Annotated in this window: 13 protein-coding genes and 1 riboswitch; of the genes, 11 read left to right on the top strand and 2 right to left on the bottom strand. The window is 35.5% G+C overall.

Annotation, left to right across the window (positions count from 1 at the left end):
- Nucleotides 1-133: 133 nt before the first annotated feature.
- The 5 genes from EZV73_RS19985 to EZV73_RS19965 all read left to right on the top strand — a co-directional run bounded on the left by EZV73_RS19985 (nucleotide 134) and on the right by EZV73_RS19965 (nucleotide 8,533).
- Nucleotides 134-2,164, top strand: a complete 2,031-nt coding sequence (locus EZV73_RS19985) for a glucosaminidase domain-containing protein (protein WP_240842197.1) — start codon at nucleotides 134-136, stop codon at nucleotides 2,162-2,164.
- Nucleotides 2,165-2,485: 321 nt separating this feature from the next.
- Nucleotides 2,486-2,986, top strand: a complete 501-nt coding sequence (gene nuoE / locus EZV73_RS19980; RefSeq protein ID WP_240842196.1) for an NADH-quinone oxidoreductase subunit NuoE — start codon at nucleotides 2,486-2,488, stop codon at nucleotides 2,984-2,986.
- Nucleotides 2,983-4,713 carry an NADH-quinone oxidoreductase subunit NuoF gene (locus EZV73_RS19975; RefSeq protein WP_240842195.1) on the top strand — a complete coding sequence of 577 codons (1,731 nt, stop codon included), beginning with the start codon at nucleotides 2,983-2,985 and terminating at the stop codon, nucleotides 4,711-4,713. Before nuoE ends, EZV73_RS19975 begins: the two co-directional genes overlap by 4 nt.
- An 8-nt stretch (nucleotides 4,714-4,721) precedes the next feature.
- A complete protein-coding gene (locus EZV73_RS19970; RefSeq protein WP_240842194.1) occupies nucleotides 4,722-8,252 on the top strand; it encodes a molybdopterin-dependent oxidoreductase in 3,531 nt (1,176 codons plus the stop codon).
- Nucleotides 8,253-8,314: 62 nt separating this feature from the next.
- The gene (locus EZV73_RS19965) at nucleotides 8,315-8,533 is read left to right on the top strand and encodes a hypothetical protein (RefSeq protein ID WP_240842193.1); all 219 of its coding nucleotides are present in this window, start codon (nucleotides 8,315-8,317) and stop codon (nucleotides 8,531-8,533) included.
- A gap of 41 nt (nucleotides 8,534-8,574) precedes the next feature.
- Here EZV73_RS19965 and EZV73_RS19960 read toward each other — a convergent pair whose 3' ends face one another.
- A complete protein-coding gene (locus EZV73_RS19960) occupies nucleotides 8,575-9,903 on the bottom strand; it encodes an NCS2 family permease (RefSeq protein WP_240842192.1) in 1,329 nt (442 codons plus the stop codon).
- Between the two features lie 298 nt (nucleotides 9,904-10,201).
- Between EZV73_RS19960 and EZV73_RS19955 the strand changes: the two genes are divergently transcribed.
- Nucleotides 10,202-10,606 (top strand): bacteriohemerythrin, encoded by a 405-nt coding sequence (locus EZV73_RS19955; RefSeq protein WP_240842191.1) that lies wholly within the window; start codon nucleotides 10,202-10,204, stop codon nucleotides 10,604-10,606.
- A 23-nt stretch (nucleotides 10,607-10,629) separates the two neighbouring features.
- On the opposite strand, the gene EZV73_RS19950 is transcribed toward EZV73_RS19955, so the two are convergent.
- Nucleotides 10,630-11,976, bottom strand: a complete 1,347-nt coding sequence (locus tag EZV73_RS19950; RefSeq protein ID WP_240842190.1) for an MATE family efflux transporter — start codon at nucleotides 11,974-11,976, stop codon at nucleotides 10,630-10,632.
- A gap of 77 nt (nucleotides 11,977-12,053) precedes the next feature.
- On the opposite strand from EZV73_RS19950, the gene EZV73_RS19945 reads away from it, so the two are divergent.
- The 5 genes from EZV73_RS19945 to EZV73_RS19925 all read left to right on the top strand — a co-directional run bounded on the left by EZV73_RS19945 (nucleotide 12,054) and on the right by EZV73_RS19925 (nucleotide 19,463).
- On the top strand, nucleotides 12,054-12,821 hold the full coding sequence (locus EZV73_RS19945) for a MerR family transcriptional regulator (RefSeq protein WP_240842189.1): 768 nt from the start codon (nucleotides 12,054-12,056) through the stop codon (nucleotides 12,819-12,821).
- Nucleotides 12,818-15,046, top strand: coding sequence for an excinuclease ABC subunit UvrA (locus tag EZV73_RS19940; RefSeq protein WP_240842188.1), 2,229 nt, complete (start codon nucleotides 12,818-12,820; stop codon nucleotides 15,044-15,046). The genes EZV73_RS19945 and EZV73_RS19940 overlap by 4 nt, the downstream gene beginning before the upstream one ends.
- A gap of 64 nt (nucleotides 15,047-15,110) precedes the next feature.
- Nucleotides 15,111-16,931, top strand: a complete 1,821-nt coding sequence (locus tag EZV73_RS19935) for a bifunctional diguanylate cyclase/phosphodiesterase (RefSeq protein WP_240842187.1) — start codon at nucleotides 15,111-15,113, stop codon at nucleotides 16,929-16,931.
- A 66-nt stretch (nucleotides 16,932-16,997) separates the two neighbouring features.
- Entirely contained in the window at nucleotides 16,998-17,528 is a 531-nt protein-coding gene (locus tag EZV73_RS19930; protein WP_240842186.1) for an AIM24 family protein, read from the top strand.
- A gap of 63 nt (nucleotides 17,529-17,591) precedes the next feature.
- A complete protein-coding gene (locus EZV73_RS19925) occupies nucleotides 17,592-19,463 on the top strand; it encodes an alpha-glucosidase (RefSeq protein ID WP_240842185.1) in 1,872 nt (623 codons plus the stop codon).
- Between the two features lie 113 nt (nucleotides 19,464-19,576).
- A riboswitch (cyclic di-GMP riboswitch) is annotated at nucleotides 19,577-19,658 on the top strand.
- Nucleotides 19,659-19,677: the final 19 nt, after the last annotated feature.

Raw genomic sequence — 19,677 nt, 5'->3', positions numbered from 1 at the left:
TTATTATACTATGTTTCATGACTTTTGTTAAGGTTAACCTTAATATTACGAAATGATGTAAATTGTATTAATCTATTCTTAAGATGGCCTTTATAAACATCAAACATGTTATATTAAATGTGAGGTGACTAAAATGAAAAAGACAATAATAATAATTACTCTACTAGCATTTATGATTCAAGCAACATTTGCAACGGATATTCAACTATTCGTCAACGATATCAACATTACTGAGACTTCTAGTCCCATCATTGTCAATGACAGGTTGATGGTACCTATTAAGTTTGTGACTGAGGAGTTAGGCGGACAGGTATCTTGGGATGAAACATATAGAACGGTTTCTATAAAAAATGGTGATAACATCATTAAGCTCTGGATAGATAGTCCGGTATTTGAATACAATGGTAAGTATGATTTAAGTGACGTCGCCCCTATAATACATAATGATCGTACTTATGTACCTGTAAAACTGGTATCTAATCTCTTTGGCGTAGAAGTCAAATGGGATGGTGTCAATCGTCATGTAAAAGTAGATGATTCTCTTAAGGCTGAATATGAAGGTTTTTATGATATGAGTATGCGTAATATCACGTCAGGCATGACCATAGAATCAGAAATGATAGTCGAGGTGGATGGCGCCTACGATTATGATTCTTTAAAACTTCTATTATTAGATCCTAATGATATGCGGGGATATGTTGTGGCCAGTGGCTCGAATGGTTCGGCTATTAGATATATTCCAAAGGTTGAAGATATGGGTAAGAAAGTGCTTGTAGCTGCTTATTACGATGAGAATAGAAAGCTCGTAGCCGCTGATGCAAAAGCAGTGAATCTTGATGTAAAGCCAGTAATCAATCTATTAGGCCTTGATGATTACTCAAAAGAAGCCATAAACATCAGCCAAACAATGAACTTTATTCCCAAGTACATCAATTATGAAATCACAGAAGTTTCTTCTGGTAATGTTACAAGTATCACCAAAAGAGATCCAATTGGTAGCTACAGCTTTAAACCGACTTATGAAAAAAATGGAGACTATAACATTCAAGTCATTGCAGTAGATGGTTTAGGTCAAACTCACTATAGCGAGAAAAAGACGGTGACTTTTGACGTTGATAGATACCTTTATATGGGTGGTGTATCAGAGAATGCAACTGTAAACAAGGAAGTGTCCTTAATTGCTTCAAGAAACTTTGACGTCAATGAGACCAGCTTCATACTTAGAGATGTAAATACAGGTCTTGAAGAAACTTTAGCAGTCATTCCATGGGGATCATACAAGTGGTTTCCAGATATGACCTATCATGGTGAAAAAGAACTGATTGTATCTGTAAAAGATGTTAATGATAACATTGTAACCAGCCCGCCTAAACGTATTAGTGTAGACGGCAGTCCTAAACTTCTTTTAAAGGGTGTTGGACCTAATCAGGTTTTAACGTCTTCAGCGACATTGTCAGTTTCCAGCAATGTAGATGTGGCGGATATCACTTATCATTTAGTTCAAAATGGCGACCAGGTACTTGCATCTGGTTTGACACTTGAAGAGACTTTTGACTATATGCCATCTTCTAGCGGAAAAATAAGTATATATGCTAGTGGCAATTATCAGGGACAAACTATAAAATCTGACACAGTAACCTTAAATACTTATTTGGAAAAACTCTATTCATCTAAACCAATTATAGAAAAATCTGAGTTTAAGTACTTTGCATCAGATTTGGCTTTAGAATCTTTTCATGAGACTGGTATGTCAGCGTCTTTACAGGTTGCACAGGCTATCTTAGAAACAGGCTGGGGACAATATGTACCAGTTGATAAATACAGTGGCAAGTTCTCAAATAACCTGTTCGGTATTAAGGGTTCAGCTTCTAATGGTTCTGTAACCTCTAATACATGGGAAGTTTATAATGGTGTCTCTTTTAGAACAGACGCTGATTTTAGAGCTTATCATACCGTTAAGGAAGCTTGGCTAGACCATAAGAATATTTTAAAGAAATCAAGATATGAACCTTATAGAGAAGTCATGTATGACTCAACGCTTGCTGCTTATGCAATCAGGAGATGTGGTTATGCAACAGATCCAAATTATCCAATGAAACTCATCAACATCATAGATAAGTATGATCTTAAAAAGCTAGATAGGGTAGGCATTTATCTTTATTAATCTGACAATCTCATATGAGATTGTCTAATTTTTTTTTGTCTTTTTTTGAAAAGTTTATTTTTTATCAAACTATTATCATAAAGAAAAAAATGTGTGTTTTTTATTGTCGAAAAGTAAATTTATGACTATTAAAATGTGGGCATGATTTTTCTCAATAGGGTCCTACAAATGTGCAATTTGCAACATTTCCTTCATATTACTGTGAAAACGTTTCCCCGAATGCGACATTTTATTGATTATTTATTAACAAAATGTTATACTATGATAGGTTATATGCAATTGTCAGATAACTCTAATCATGATTACTATAGGGGGAAAGAGATGACATGTAAATGTAACAGTACAATAGAGACTGTAGATTTAAGTTCAGTAAATGAAATATTGGACAATCACTTATCAGAAAATTCAAACTTAATAACAATCTTACAAGATGTTCAAGAGTCTTATGGTTATTTACCAAGAATGGCATTAAGTCGAGTTTCTGAAGTAACGGGAGTTAAGGAAGCAAAAGTATATGGTGTGGCGACATTCTATTCACAATTTAGAATGGCACCCGTTGGTAAGTATTTAATTATGCTCTGTCAGGGGACCGCTTGTCACGTTAATGGTTCTGGTGCAATTGAACTGGCACTTAAAGAAGTATTGGGTGTACAAGAAGGTGAAACAACCTCTGACGGTTTATTCACATATATCAATGTAGCCTGTCTAGGTTGCTGTAGTTTAGCACCAGTTATGATGATCAATGATCAAACGCATGCTAAGCTTACAAGAGACAAGGTAAGTTCAATCATCAAGAAGATTAGACAAGAGGAGGCGCAATGAAAGTAGTTGTAGGTTCGGGTTCGTGTGGTATAGCTGCTGGCGCTGACAAGGTAATGGACGCTTTAAAGTTACATGCAGATGATATGAATTTAGATATTACGTTTGAAATAACAGGTTGTGTAGGTACTTGCTATCAAGAACCCATCGTTGATGTATACGATGGTCCAAGTGTAAGACGTTATGTACAGGTAGATGAAAATCTAGCCAAAGAAATACTTGATAAAATTAAAGATGGCAAATTAGATCAAATGAATACAGATTCAGAATTTGATCAGATACATAAGCAACATAGAATCGTTTTAAGAAACTGTGGTTTAATCAACCCAGAGAATATTGATGATTATATTAAAAGAGATGGCTATCAAGGGATTAAAGCATGTTTGAAATCAACACCTCAAGATGTCATCAATGTAATTAAAGAATCAGGTTTAAGAGGTAGAGGTGGAGCAGGTTTCCCTACATGGTTTAAATGGCAGGCAGCTTACAACTCGCCTGGTGATACAAAGTATATGGTATGTAATGCTGATGAAGGAGATCCAGGTGCATTTATGGACCGTTCAGTTTTAGAAGGTGACCCTCATAGTCTTATCGAAGGTATGATGATTGCAGGTTATGCGATTGGTGCTAAAAAGGGTATCGTTTATGTTAGAGCTGAGTATCCACTTGCTATTAAACGATTAGAACTCGCTATCGCACAAGCCAAAGAAAAAGGTTTTTTAGGTCAAAATATATTTGGAAGTGATTTCTCATACGAACTCAGCATCAAGGCTGGTGCAGGTGCATTCGTCTGTGGTGAAGAAACTGCTTTAATCGCCTCATTAGAAGGTGAAAGAGGTATGCCAAGATTGAAGCCACCATTCCCGGCACAAAAGGGCTATTTTGATTATCCAACCAACATCAATAATGTTGAGACCTTGGCTAATGTACCATGGATCATGTTACAGGGTGGTCATACTTTTGCTGATCTTGGAACAGAAAAAAGTAATGGTACAAAAGTATTTGCACTGACAGGTAAAATTAAAAACGGTGGTCTAGTGGAAGTACCTATGGGCATGAGCTTAAGAGATGTTATTTATGACATCGGTGGTGGTATTTTAGAAGACAAACCATTTAAGGCAGTGCAGTTAGGTGGACCATCAGGTGGTTGTATACCTGAAGCCTTATTAGATACACCTGTTGAGTATGAGGCAATCAATAAGACCGGTGCCATTGTTGGTTCAGGTGGTATGGTTGTTATGGATGAATCCACTTGTATGGTATCAATGGCTAAGTTCTTCTTAGAGTTTACATGCAAAGAATCATGTGGTAAATGTACTTACTGTCGTATTGGTACAAGAAGAATGTTAGAAATATTAGAGAGAATGACCTCTGGTGAGGGCCGTGAAGGCGATATTGAGTTATTAGAGGAGTTGTCATATAAAATTAAAGAGGGTTCGTTGTGTGGTTTAGGTCAAACTGCACCAAATCCTGTATTAACAACACTGAAATACTTCAGACATGAATATGAAGAGCATTTACAAGGTAAATGTAGTGCCGGTTCTTGTAGCGCGTTATTAACTTACACCATTGAAGATAATTGTGTAGGATGTACGGTCTGCTCAAGAGCTTGTCCGACAAGTGCAATCTCTGGAGAGCTTAAGAAAAAGCATATCATTGACAATGACAAGTGTATCAAATGTGGTCAGTGTGTCGACAAGTGTAAGTTTAATGCAATTTCTAGAAAGTAGGAGGATTCATGTCACAAATAAGAGTTAATATAAATGGTGTGGAAATTAATTGCCACGCAGGCTATACAATATTGGAAGTTGCAAGAGATAATGGCTTTGAAATACCAACATTGTGTCATGATGACAAGTTAAAGCATTATGGTTCATGTGGTATGTGTGTTGTTGAAATAGAAAACAGCCCAAGATTGATTAGATCTTGTTCTACTCAAATCAGCGACGGCATGGTTATAAAGACCAACTCTGATAGAATTAGAGCTTCAAGAAAAACAACTTTAGAGCTGATGCTTTCAGATCATGAGGGTGATTGTAAAGCACCTTGTATGTTAAACTGTCCATCTAATGTTGATATCCAAGGTTATGTAGGTTTAACAGCCAACAAGGAATATGAAGAAGCCTTAAAGCTTATTAAGGAAGACTTACCACTACCTGCAAGCATCGGTAGAGTCTGTCCGCATCCTTGTCAAACCAACTGTAGAAGAGGTAAAGTAGAGGATTCTATTTCAATCGCCTGGATTAAAAGATATGTTGCCGACTTGGATTTACAATCAGACAAGCCATACATGCCTGAGGTCAGCGAAACAACTGGTAAGCGCGTTGCTGTTATTGGTGGTGGTCCGGGTGGCTTATCTGCAGCTTACTTTTTAAGAAAACAAGGTCATGATGTGGCTGTTTATGAAGCCATGCCTGAGTTTGGTGGTATGCTTAAATACGGTATTCCACTTTATAGACTGCCTAAAGATGTATTACAGCAAGAAATTGCATTAATAGAAGCCATGGGTGTTAAGCTTATCCCAAATACTAGAATTGGTCGAGATATGACACTAGAACATGTAAGAAATCACTTTGATGCTGTCTATGTTTCGATAGGTGCTTGGAAGTCATCTTACCTAAGATGTCCAGGTATAGATTCAAAGGGGATTATTGGTGGTATAGAATTCTTAAATAAATTTGCCATCAACAAGCCTGTAAGAACTGGTAACAAGATAGCGGTAATCGGTGGTGGTAACACGGCTATGGATGCTTGTCGTACGGCCATTAGATTGGGTGCAAAAGAAGTTTATGCCATCTACAGAAGAACTAAGGCAGATATGCCTGCAGTAGATGTAGAAATAGAAGAAGCAGAAGAAGAAGGCGTAGTATTTAAGTTCTTATCTAATCCAACAGAGTTTATCTCGGATGAAACAGGTAAGGTCACTCATATTCGTTTACAAAAGATGAGACAAACAGACATGGATGCTTCAGGTAGACGTGGTGTTGAGCCAACTGGAGAAGAGGAAATATTATCAGTAGATTCAGTTATCATGTCAGTTGGACAGAGATTAATGCCAGAAGGTTTTGAGGAAATTGGTTTAAATGAGCGTGGTAACATTTCTGTAAATGACCAGTTTATGACAAACTTAGACGGTGTTTTTGCCGGTGGTGATGCTGTAAACGATGGTGCTGGTATTGCCATCCAGGCCATTGCTGATGGAAAACATGCTTCTGAAGTGATTGAAAAATATTTGAAGGGTGATTTCATTGTACATTCACCACTTTATACGGTTAAAAAGGATGTAACTTCTGAGGACCTTAAACACATCTCACGTCAAGAACGTTCTCATATGTCACATGAGGATCCTGAATTAAGAATTCACAATTTCGAAGAAGTTGTGCATGGATTTACAGAAAAAGAAGTTGTTTCTGAATCAAACAGATGTCTTGAATGTGGTTGTATGGATGCTTTTGAATGTGACTTGTTCTCATATTCTAATGAATATGATGTAGAGCCAGTTAGATTTGATGGTGAAAAGAAGTCGCTTCCAATGGATGATGAACACTTCTATTTTACCAAAGACCCTAACAAGTGTATCCTATGTGGTATGTGTGTACGTATTTGTGAAGAAGTCATGGATCAAGGTATTTTAGGTTTTGCAAATCGTGGTTTTTCTGCAACAGTGCAACCTGCATTTAACAAGTCTTTATCAGATACTGACTGTATCTCTTGTGGTCAATGTGTTCATGTTTGTCCGACAGGCGCCTTACAGGAAAAAGTTCTGGTTCAAAAGCCAGTACCTTTAAAGGGAGATTTAACTGAAACAATCTGTAACCAATGTGGTTTGGGCTGTTCCATTGAACTGGAGTCAAAGGGTGCTATGCTTTTAAGATCGCTTCCTAAGGCAACTGATTCTATTAATAAGGGTCTTTTATGTAAAAAAGGACGATTTGACCTTGTACTACAACAAAACCAAAGACGTATCAGAAAGCCTATGGTTAGAAAAAATGGCGTTCTAGAGGAAGTTTCATGGGATGAGGCTATCTTGTACATCGCTAGAAAGGCTCAGTCTATCAATTTAAGATATGGCGATAATTCAATGGCAACAATCGTATCAGGTAAGTATTTTAATGAGACCATATATCTTGCAAAGAAAATGGCCAATGAAACTTTTAAAACTGAGAATATTTATGCCAATAAAGGATATCAAAAGGGTCTAAAGGATGTCTTGGGTTATGATGTATCGTCTAATGTTGTAACAGAGCTTGAATACACAGATATGATTGTTACTGTTGGGACGTCAATTATGGAGACACAACCTGTTCTTGGTGTAAGAATTAAAAAGGCTGCACAAAAAGGTGTGGACATGATTGTCATTGGTGATGAAAAGACTCAAGAAGATCAATGGGCAACTGCTTGTTATTATGAAGAAGATTTAAACCTTTTAAAAGGTATTGCGAAATATATACTAGAAAAGACGGGTTACAACACTGGAGAAGGTGTTGAAGCACTTAGAGAATCTTTATCTGATCTTAAGATATCTGCAGATGCTGAACATGTTGCAAAAGAGATACTTTCTAAAAAGAATGTTATGTTTGTTGCAGACAGAGCCAAGTTATCAGACGATGCGATGGTTTTAGTCGCTGAAATTGCGGTTATGTCAGGACATATCGGTAGACCTAGAAATGGTATTATCCAATTAAGAGAAGATGGAAATACTCAAGGTATGGTTGATATGGGCGTCAATATGAATACATCTGAGCTGAATGAAAAAATTGCTAATGGCCATGTTCGAGGTTTGATCATCATGGATGACAACTTAACGGTAGATTTAGCGGATACCCTTGAGTTTATTATGGTACAAGGCGAATACTACTCTGTGCTTCTAGAATATGCTGATGTGGTTATGCCATCGCCATCACATGCTGAAACAGATGGTACTATGACAAGCCAGGATAGACGTGTTCAATATGTAAGAAGCGCAATCAGTCCTCGTACAGAAATGACAAATATTGAGCAAATACAAGAGATTATTCGTGTATTTAACAGCCAAGATTACTTTGATGATGAATACATACTAGAGCATATTGGTAAGTCTATACCTGAGTACCTTCATGCAAGTGATAACATCAACAATGATTCTTATTGGCCGATTGGTAAATCAAGGATTCTATATGAAAATGGCTACAACACACCGAATGGTCAAGCTCATTTCTATTCAGTTGAATCCAATGAAATGTATCGTAGAAATGATATGGATCTTGTATCAACAGAAGAAGTTATTTAAAAAGCAGATTTTCTGCTTTTTTTCTTTTATTTAGGGTATATAGACCATAAGGAGGTGAGGTTATGAATAGAACTATTCATGAACTCATTAATATGAAGGCTAGAAAAATCGAACTAGAATTAGAACTAGGTACTTCAACTGTAGATGTTAGACATCTATCTTCACAGCAACTCATGCATATCAATAGAGATTATGACCATCAATATAACCCAAAGGTTTTATTAGATATGGTAAACGAAACCATTCATAATGATGAGCAAACTATTTTAAATAGACACTAAAAAAAGGATATCCACGGTGTGGGATATCCTTTCGCTATGTCTTACTTCAAGAACATAATATCTAAAATAAATAATGCTGCCAAAATGTATGTTAAGATTGGCGCTTCTTTGTATCTACCTGTAAACACTTTAAGAAGTACATACGATACAACACCGAAGATGATGCCATCTGCGATAGAGTATGAAAGTGGCATCATAACTAATGTTAAGAATGCTGGTAATGCTTCTGTAAAGTCTGAGAAGTCGATTTCCTTAATAGGTGACATCATGAACAAGCCAACGATTACAAGTGCAGGTGCTGTTGCTGCTGATGGTACCACTAAGAAGATTGGTGCTAAGAACAATGCAATAAAGAACATTGCTGCAGTAGATAGAGCTGTTAAACCAGTTCTACCACCTTCTGCAACACCTGATGCAGACTCGACGTAAGTTGTTACTGTAGATGTACCGATACAAGCACCAAATGTTGTTCCAACAGCATCTGCTAATAAAGCTTGTTTGGCATTCGGTACACGACCTTCAGCATCTAATAAACCAGCCTTACTTGATACACCAACTAGTGTACCAACTGTATCAAACATATCAACAAATAAGAATGTCATCAGTACTATGAACATATCTAAAGAAAAAATATTTGAAAAATCAAACTTAAATAAGATTGGTGATAATGATGGTGGTAAGAAACCATTAAATTGAATACTTGATAAATCAGTTACACCAAATGGGATACCAACAATTGTTGAAGCTAAAACACCAATCAAGATAGCACCTTTAACGTTTTTAGCCAGTAAAACACCAATTAGAACAATACCGAATAATGCTACAAGGGCTGATGGTGAAGTGATTTCACCTAATTGAACAATAAGACCACCTAATTGACCATCACCGATGTGGAATTTACCAGTTGATACAATACCTGCACTGTTTAAACCAATTAATGATATAAACAAACCAATACCTACTGAAATGGCATGCTTTAAGTTCATTGGAATAGCATTGATAATTGCCTCTCTTACATTTAAGAATGTAAGTGCAATGAAGATGATACCTTCTAATAAAACTGCAGTTAAAGCAAACTGCCAGCTGTAACCCATGATACCGCATACTGTGAAAGCAAAGAATGCGTTCAGACCCATACCTGGTGCTAAGGCAAATGGTAGATTAGCTGCAAAAGCCATAACCAATGTACCAATCACAGCAGAGAGTGCTGTAGCAGTAAATACTGCACCTGCATCCATACCAGTAGTTGATAACATGTCAGGGTTAACAATTAATATGTAAGCCATAGTCATGAAGGTTGTGATACCTGCCATAATCTCTGTTCTTACTGTTGTTTTGTGTTCTTTAAGTTTAAATAATCTTTCAAACATGAATAAGTCCTCCTATAAATCTTTAACACATGAGTATTATATCAAACCCGAATATTAAATCAATATAAAATTTTATTATTCGGGTTATTGGGTCCTATATACCCATACTTTCGTAAAGTAAACACAAACGAATCGAATGTGGTTGTAAATTACACACAATGAATTAAAGGTATTTATAGGAAAACGATTATCATAGGTGTACGTTCGGGTTTTTCCATTCATATATAACAAAATGGTGATTTCTGTTTAATAAGGACCATATTCGGGCATTAATTAATTAATTAGAAAGGTGGTGCAAATGTTTAAGTGGCAAGATGAATATTCTGTTCATATTCCTTTGGTGGATGAACAACATAAAAAACTATTTGAAATCGCAGGAACTTTAGAAAATTTACTTAATAGAGACGATGATATTCTAGATGACATAGTTGATTGTATCAGCAAGCTTATGGAATATACCAAGTATCATTTTCTACAAGAAGAACAGCTTATGAAAACTTATGAATATCTAGAACTTGATGAACACATAAAGGAACATGAATCTTTTATGACTTATTTAATGGAAATTAACTTTACAGAGATTGCTGAGAATCAAAAGGCGTCCCTAAGAGATTTGATCAAGTTTATTTCCTCATGGATATTCAAACACATCATGAATGTTGATTTTAAATACTCAGCTTATATAGTAGATAAACTAAAATAAGATACACGAGGTATCTTATTTTTTTATGCGGCGTTTTTTATTTGTCTACCTCTAATTAAGCCGTAAGGTTTCATAAACAGTAAAACTGTACCAGCAATAATGGTTACAATTTCTCTAAATACTATACTCATCCATATACCATTGTTGCCAAATATAGCAGGCAAAATGGCTAAACCGACTAGTAGAGCTATGAAAGATCTAAATAGTGTGATACCTCCAGATAGTATAGGATCATTGATAGCTGTATAATAGGTGCCTATTGTGATGTTTGCACCCATGAAGATAAAGGCATAAGAGAAATACTTAAGTATTCTGACAGACATTTCTATGGTCTCAGGTTCTTTTACAAATAAGGATGAGACTTCATATGAGAAAATGTTTGCAAGCAAAAACAAGATGATACCTGTTATAATATTTGCCTTCAATGTGTAGTTTCTTAAAGCATCCACCCTGTCTCTTAAGTTGGCACCATAGTTGTAACTGAGTGCTGCTTGGTTGGACTCAGCAAAGCCATAACCCAAAGAACCAGCTATTGAGGCTATTTGCTGTGACACTGCATAACCTGCAAGACCAATAACACCAACTCTAGTAATGATCATGGCATTGATGATAAGGCCTGCTATTGAAACTGCTGACTGACTTAGTAGTTCAGAAGAACCATTGAAGGCAATCTGTTTGATTTCATGAAAGTGAAAGACAGGCTTTTTTATCTTCCAGTTGGACTTAGAAAAAGTGTAAACAATCAATACGATAAATGGTATCAATTGCGACATGCCAGTTGCAAGTGCAGCACCTCTTAACTCCAGACCCATTTTAGCAATAAATAAATAATCTAAAAGTATGTTGATGACGGTACCAGAGATCATGGTAGCCACGACCAAAATTGGTTTACCATCTAACTTTAAAAAGAAGGTCAATGCAAAGTTCATCATAAAGAATAGAAAGAACCAGCTGATGGTACCACCATAGTCCATGATTTGTTGTGTTGTTTTTAGATCTATATTCTGAAGCTTTAATAGGTAGGGTAAAGTCAACTGAATAAGAACGGTGAATGTAATACTCAATATAAGTGATATAGCCAGGGTTACGTTAAAATAGTTATTGGACTTTTCTAGATTCTTTTTCCCAAGCTCTATACCCGCTAATGTTGTACCACCTATGGAAAACATGGATGCTATACCAATAACAATACCGATTAGTGGAAAGAATATTGTGATTGCAGATAGGCCAGAAGAGCCTACATATCTTCCAATAAATATGGAATCTATCATAGTTGCTGTAGTTTGAGCGATCATTGATAAAACGGATGGAATTGCATACATCCAAAATATCTTTTTTATATTGTCATTTCCTAGTTGAATGTTATTCATAATACTTCCTTTCTGATAATCTATAATGTATCATAAGGTATGAACTTAGTTCACAGTCAAGTCTTTTTGGAGGAAAAATGTCAAATAAATTAACTAAGGGTGAAGTAGCATCTCTTTTGGGTATTCAAAAATCTCAAATTCGCTTTTATGAGAAAAAGGGTTTATTAGATGTAGTAGTAGATTCTAACGGTTACAGTGAATATGGATTTAAAGAAGTAGATAGATTAGAAATGATTCTTTTATTCAAGAAGATGGGGATGTCTTTAAAGGAAATTAAGGAAGTCATAAACAAACCTACTTTTGATTATGCCTATTATCTGGACAAGGCACATAAAAAGATCACCAGTGAAATACAACAGCTGCAAGTCAAAAAAATTGATATTGAAAAAAGACTTGCTACTTATAAAGAGTTTCATAGTGGCTATACGGTAGAAGACTATGAGGAAAGAACCATACATGTAATAAAAGGTTTTAATATGGTGAATGCTAACATCCGTCAGATTTATGATATAACAAGAGAATATGAGATAGATTATCTCAATTACAATTATGAAATTGTAGAGTTTACAGATAAGGAAGTTATTTATGGCTTCTTTTATCAAGGAGAACATCCAAGTCATAACTTAACTGAGATGACCATACCTGGCGGTAAGTACTTTTCTTTTCAGGTATCTTATAAAAATGATGAGGATTTGGAGAAACACGAAAAAGAGGCCATGCAGATGGTAAATGATTTGGGCTATCGTTTGTTAGGCCCAAAACTTTTGATTGACAATTTATACAACAAGTTTTATGACATGAATTATTGGAATTCTACCATCCAATTTCTTGTGGAGGCAAAATGAAGATTATAGTAAAAGACGCATATGAACACAATCTTAAACATGTGGATGTAGAAATTCCCAAAAATAAAATCACAGTTTTTACTGGTGTATCAGGTTCTGGCAAATCTTCTTTATGTATGGATACAATTGCAGCAGAATCTAGAAGGGAATTAAATGATACCTTCCCAAGCTTTGTTCAGCAGTATTTACCTAAGTATGGTCGTCCAAATGTTGGTATCATTGAAAATCTACCTGTAACAATGATTTTAGATCAAAAAAAACCAAGTAATTCAAGCCGGTCGACAATAGGTACTTATACAGATATCAATGCCTTTCTAAGACTTTTGTTCTCACGTGTGGGTAAACCATTTGTAGGTTATTCAGATGTTTTTTCATTTAATCATCCTAAGGGGAGATGTAGTGAATGTGAAGGCTTAGGTGAAGTTACCAAATTAGATATTCATAAGCTGGTTGATTTTAATAAATGTCTTAATGATGAAGGTGTAATCAACTTTCCTGCCTTTACTACAGGGGCATGGCGATGGAAACGTTATGCCAACAGCGGTTTATTTGATTTGAATAAAAAAATAAAAGATTATTCGGAGGAAGAATTAGAGCTTTTTTTACATTCTCCCCAAGTCAAGCTAAAAGATCCACCATCCAACTGGCCGAAGTCTGCCAAGTTCGAAGGTATCTATCCTAGAATGTACAGGTCTATCATTTACACAAAAGAAGGTAAAAGACATAAGAAACTTTTAGATACCATGGTGACCACTCGTGTTTGTGAATCTTGTCATGGTACAAGACTTAATGACACCATTCGTTCATGTAAGATAAATGACAAAAGTATCAGTGATATTTTGGCTCTTCCGATCCCAGAAATCAAATCTTTTCTTCATGGTTTAAAAGATCCATTGGCTGACCCCATTGTTGATGAAATAAACAAGAGGTTGCAACCTCTTATTGATGTAGGTTTATCTTATTTAACTTTAGAAAGAGGCATGGGTACTTTATCAGGTGGAGAAGCCCAGCGCGTTAAGATATCAAAGTATATCAACTCAGCTCTTACTGATGTGGTTTATGTTCTAGATGAACCCAGTGTTGGTTTACACCAGCATGATATATTCAACTTAAAGTCTTCTATTGAAAAATTGAGAGACAGAGGCAATACCATTATGATGGTAGAACACCATCCAGGCATCATTCAAATGGCTGACCATGTTATTGATATGGGCCCTGTAGGGGGAGAAAAGGGTGGCTATGTCATGTATGAAGGGCCTTATAAGGCTTTATTAGAAGCGGATACCATCACAAGTAAAATGTTAAAGGACAATTTTACCTTCAAAGAAAACCTTAGAGAATCAAAGGACTTTATTTCACTAAGAGACTTATCCCATCATAACTTAAAAAACATCAGTTTGGAAATACCAAGAGGTGTTTGGACCCTGATTGCAGGTGTGGCGGGATCTGGTAAATCTTCTTTGGCTTCTTGTATTTTAGATCAGCTTGAAAAGAATTATGTTTTTATCTCTCAAAAGTCTATTGGTGCAAATAGCCGTTCTACACCTGCAACTTATATGGGTATATCAGATGCAGTAAGAAAGTTGTATGCTAAAGAGACGGGTAAGAACATTTCCTATTTCTCTTTTAATGCAAAAGGTGCATGTCCTGTATGTAAAGGAAAAGGCATTATTACAACTGAAATGGGTTTTATGGACCAAATTGAATCGGTTTGTGAATCCTGTAATGGTAAGAGATATAATAATCAAGTTCTAGAATACAAGTATAAATCCCATTCCATAGCTCAAGTGTTTGATCTTTCGGTAAACGAGGCCATTGATTTCTTTGACGATGCTTTTATTATAGGACGACTCAATGACTTGGAAAAAGTTGGACTGGGCTATCTTCATTTAAACCAGTCCATGTCTACCTTATCTGGTGGTGAACTCCAAAGAATTAAGCTGGCCTCCAAGTTGAATCAAAAGGGTCAAGTTTATGTTTTAGATGAACCAACAGATGGTCTGCATCTATATGATGTACGTAAGTTAATACACCTTTTCAATGCCATTGTAGATGAGGATAATACTTTAATTGTTATTGACCACCATATGGACATGTTAAAATCTGCTGACCATTTAATAGAACTTGGACCAAAAGGCGGTAGTCAAGGGGGTTATCTCTTATTTGAAGGTAAACCTTGTGATATTGTGAAATCAGATGAGTCGGTGACAAAATCATATATTTAAAGGCGCATTTGCGCCTTTTAGTTTTAGTTAAAAACTTCTTGGGTATTATTATAGTGGTGATGATATGAAAAAAGACTATAATAATTTGATTTTAAGACGGGTTGAGAAACATTTTGATAGAATCATGCCACTAGGAAGTTTGGTTTGTTTTTGTACTGCAATTATTCTGTTTTACGCAGATTTTGATAAATTTTTTGTATATTTAGATTTCGCAATGGGCGCTGTATTTGCCTACATGTCCATTATGAGAAGGCAAATCAGTGATGAGTTTAAAATGCGTGTCACATTGGTCATTCCTTTTATAATAGGTTATTTATCTTTTATAGATGGTGGGTTTGAAAGTGCCGGTATTGCACTCTTTATGATTTCCAATGCTTTAGCGACATTGTTTTTACCAAGAAACAAGAGCATAGGACTGGGGATTTTCACAGTGCTTGCCTACATATCCCTATATATAATAGCCATATTTAATCCGACAGATACTCATGTACTAGATGAAATATCCTTATGGATCATTCAATTTTTTGTTTTGATACTATACTTATTAATTATTCATTTGATGATTTATTCAATCAGAGACTATTTATTTGAAAATATCAGTGAACTAGAAAGTAGTATAGATAAAATATATGAGTTGGCCTACTTCGACAGCTTGACTGGCTTTATGAATATGAACTTATTTGAGATAGAGGTAAAGGCGAGATTAGAAAATAACATCGGCGGCTATTTAGTTGTTTTTAATGTTAGAAACCTGCATTTGATTAACTCCATATACAGCGATAAAATTGGTGATCAGGTTCTGATGATTGTTGCCACGCTTTTAAAGGACTTTGATCACAAGGCTTTGGTTGCAAGAATGAGCGGCAGTGAGTTCATCATCTGGCTGGAAAATGAATCAGATGATAACATATCTAAATGGATTGATGATTTCAAAAAGAACTTTGAAATTAAGTTCAATATGAAGAACATGACCAAAAAAATTGATTTTCATACAGTAATTGTACAAAGTCGTTCAGGTGATACCTTTGATTCTGTTATCCATCGTACTAGGCTTGCCTTGTCACATTCAAAAGCCAACGATAAAGATCGAAGCATCATTTATGATGACGCTTTGGAGGAACTTGTATTTAAAGAAGAACTATTAAAGGAAAGAATCAAACTGGCTCTTGAAAAAGGCAAGTTCTACTGCGTATTTCAGGGAAAACATCATGCTGAAACGAGAAAGCTCTTAGGGGTAGAAGTCTTGGCAAGATGGAAGGATGAAGTTTTAGGACAAGTTGCTCCTGATACATTTATACCAATTATTGAACAACTTGGTTATGCTAAATCATTTGGCGAACTGATCATCAGTCAGGTTTTTTCTAATTACCATGAAATATGCAAATGTTTTGGTAAAGATATAAAAATAGCCATAAATATTTCACCTTCACATCTATTGTCAGGTGATTTTACAGATCATATTAAGTCCATGGTGGTGAAACATCATATACCTACTCAAAAGATTACATTTGAGATAACTGAAGAAGTATTGATAGAAAATCTTGACCATGTAGAGCTTATTTTAGAAGAACTTGTGACTCTTGGTTTTACCATTTCATTAGATGATTTTGGTTCAGGTTACTCATCCTTAAGATATCTTGCCCACCTTAATATTCAGGAACTAAAAATTGATAAATCATTTATTGATACCATGTTGTTAGATAGAAAGGTTTTAAAACTTGTAGAGATGATGATCAACTTAGGTAAGCAGTACCACCTTAAGGTTGTAGCAGAAGGTGTTGAAAAAGAAGATGAGGCCAGAGTGCTTGAAGACCTTTCATGTGATCTTTTACAGGGCTACCTCTTATCTTATCCTAAGCCGCTGGATTTAGTGACTGATGACTGAAATAAGTGACCACTGGTTTATTGAAGAAAGGCATATCTTCTCCTATTCTTGATATAGGAGGGGCTTATGGATTATAAAATACATGGTAATGAAGTGCAATACCTAGAAGTGAATTTATTAAAGAACGAGAAGGTTTTCGGTGATATAAAATCAGTCGTCACAAAAGACAAGGGCATAAAAATTCATGCCGATTATCATGAACTTTTGGACAGCATCATAAAAAAGGATTCTACTCAGTTTACTGAGTTCAAGAACACTTTTGACAGGACCCGTCAAATGATTTTTTCTGTTCATTTGTGTAATGAGATTAGAAAACTTGATAATAAAAGGTCTTATCTCGTAGATCCTAATAGAGTTCTTTGTTCTAGCCACGATATGGAAACCGACCATGATTTGATTCATGTTAAAGACTCTTCAATATTCCTATATAGTTTAGGAGAAATCCAAATCAAGCAAGTGGAGGCTGATATTAGGCTTAGCATAGACAAAGATGCCTTGATGGCCATGACAGACTCTATAAAGATTCAAGGTGAGGATTTTAAGTCCATTGTGCTTGAAGGTCCAGGCCATATTTGGTTGTCCAGTCATAAAATATAGTTGCATCATAAATAAGTGTTTTATAAAAGCCTTCCTTTGGGTACAATATTCTTAGGAGGGCTTATGTTTGGTTTAAATAGTAAAATAAAGGACGTACTGAATAATCCTATAGGCAAGGACTTATTCTTTTCACTCTTAAATGAGATGCAGATTGCCAATCATTATGACTTGATATTCAACCCAGTCATCCAACAGATGAAGTTAAAGTCTTTGGCTAGGATACCGGGACTGGATACAAGCATACTTGAAACACTTTGTCACAAGATGAATCATTATCACGATGAAAGTATCGATCATACAACAGGAAAGCTTAAAAAGATTTGGTGGAAGGAAGCTGTTGTTTATCAGATTTATCCAAGGTCCTTTAAAGATGGTGATGGTGATGGAATTGGTGATATCAAGGGTATCATAGAAAAGCTTGAGTATCTTAAGGACTTGGGTGTAGATGTTATTTGGCTAAGTCCCATTTACGATTCCCCAAATGATGATAATGGCTACGACATAAGAAACTACAAGAAAATTCTATCCGATTTTGGTACAATGGCTGATTTTGATTTGCTTCTAGAAGAAGTTCATAATAAGGGTATGAAACTGATTATGGACCTTGTGATCAATCATACCAGTGATGAACATGAATGGTTCAAACTTTCTAGACTCAATGATGAAATCTATCAAGATTATTATATATGTAGAGACAAGCCTAACAATTGGCAGTCTATGTTCGGTGGTTCTGCTTGGACATATGATGAATCCAGAGAAGCTTACTACCTACATGTTTTTTCAAAGAAGCAACCAGATTTAAACTGGGACAATCCTGATGTAAGAAACGATCTCTTTCAGATGGTTAACTGGTGGTTAGACAAGGGTATAGATGGTTTTAGACTGGACGTCATTAATTTTATCAGTAAAGAAACAGGCCTACCAGATGGCAACGAAAGTCTAGGTAAGATGACAAACCTAACTGGTATTGAACACTATATGTATGGACCACGTGTTCATGATTTCTTACAAGAACTTAATAGAGCTTCCTTTAAAGATAAAGATATCATGACTGTAGGTGAATGTCCTGGTATCGGCATAGAACTTATGAAGTATTTTACACATGATAATAGAGATGAGTTAAATATGATCTTCAATTTTGATCATCTTTACAGTCATGGACGAGATAAATGGCAACAAAAGCCTTATGATATAGAATATTTAAAACATACCTTGTTTAAGTACCAAGAACTAGGTTCTCCATATTGGAACACACTTTTCATGAACAATCATGATACCCCTAGAATGCTTGGGAAACTTTTAAAAGATCAGAAACATAAAGCTGCTCTTGCTAAGATGCTAGGCTTATTGAGTCTTACTATGAGAGGTACGCCTTTTATCTATCAGGGGCAAGAGATTGGTATGAATAATCCTGACTTTAAACATATCAGTCAGTTTAGGGATATAGAAAGTATCAATAAATATCATGAGCTTAGAGAAACTGATTTATCTGAAGAGGCGGTAATAGATCTGTTAAATGAAGCTTCAAGAGACAATGCACGTTTACCAGTCTCCTGGTCTTCTGAAAAGAACGCTGGATTTTCTATTCACACACCTTGGATTAAAAACAGTGATGACTATATGGAAGTGAATGTAGAAGATCAACTTTTAAGAAAAGATTCAGTTTTAAGTTTCTATAAAAATATGATTCAGTTTAGAAAAGAACACAAAACATTGATATATGGTAAGACAGTGCCTTATAAGGCAAATGACAAGGGTGTCATGATATATGAAAGAAGGTTGGGAAAAGATGTTTACTTGATCATCATCAATTTAGAGGAAAAAACAAAAGATATTGGTTTGTCCATGAAAAAATACATTATGCTCTTATCCTCATATGAGACCTCGAATGTTTTATATAAACCTTATGAAGCGAGAGTGTATAAAATGGTCTAAAAGTAGGGCTTTCTTGTGTAAAAGTAACAAATTTTTTATATGTTACATTTATTTAACTTGCATAATGTAATTTAGATTTATATAATTCTGTAGTAAATTGAGTGAAAATATACTAGAATTTGAGGCAAACTAATTGAAAGATTAGGACGCAAAGCCATGGGTCTAAGGATTATCTACGATTGCCAGGCTGCCAACGCGCCTAGGGCGTATTTTT

The organism is Acidaminobacter sp. JC074 (genome assembly GCF_022496765.1).
Taxonomy (GTDB): Bacteria; Bacillota; Clostridia; order Peptostreptococcales; family Acidaminobacteraceae; genus JABXKX01.
The sequence above is the reverse complement of the archived record's forward strand: the minus strand, read 5'-3'. Positions and strand labels throughout refer to the sequence as shown.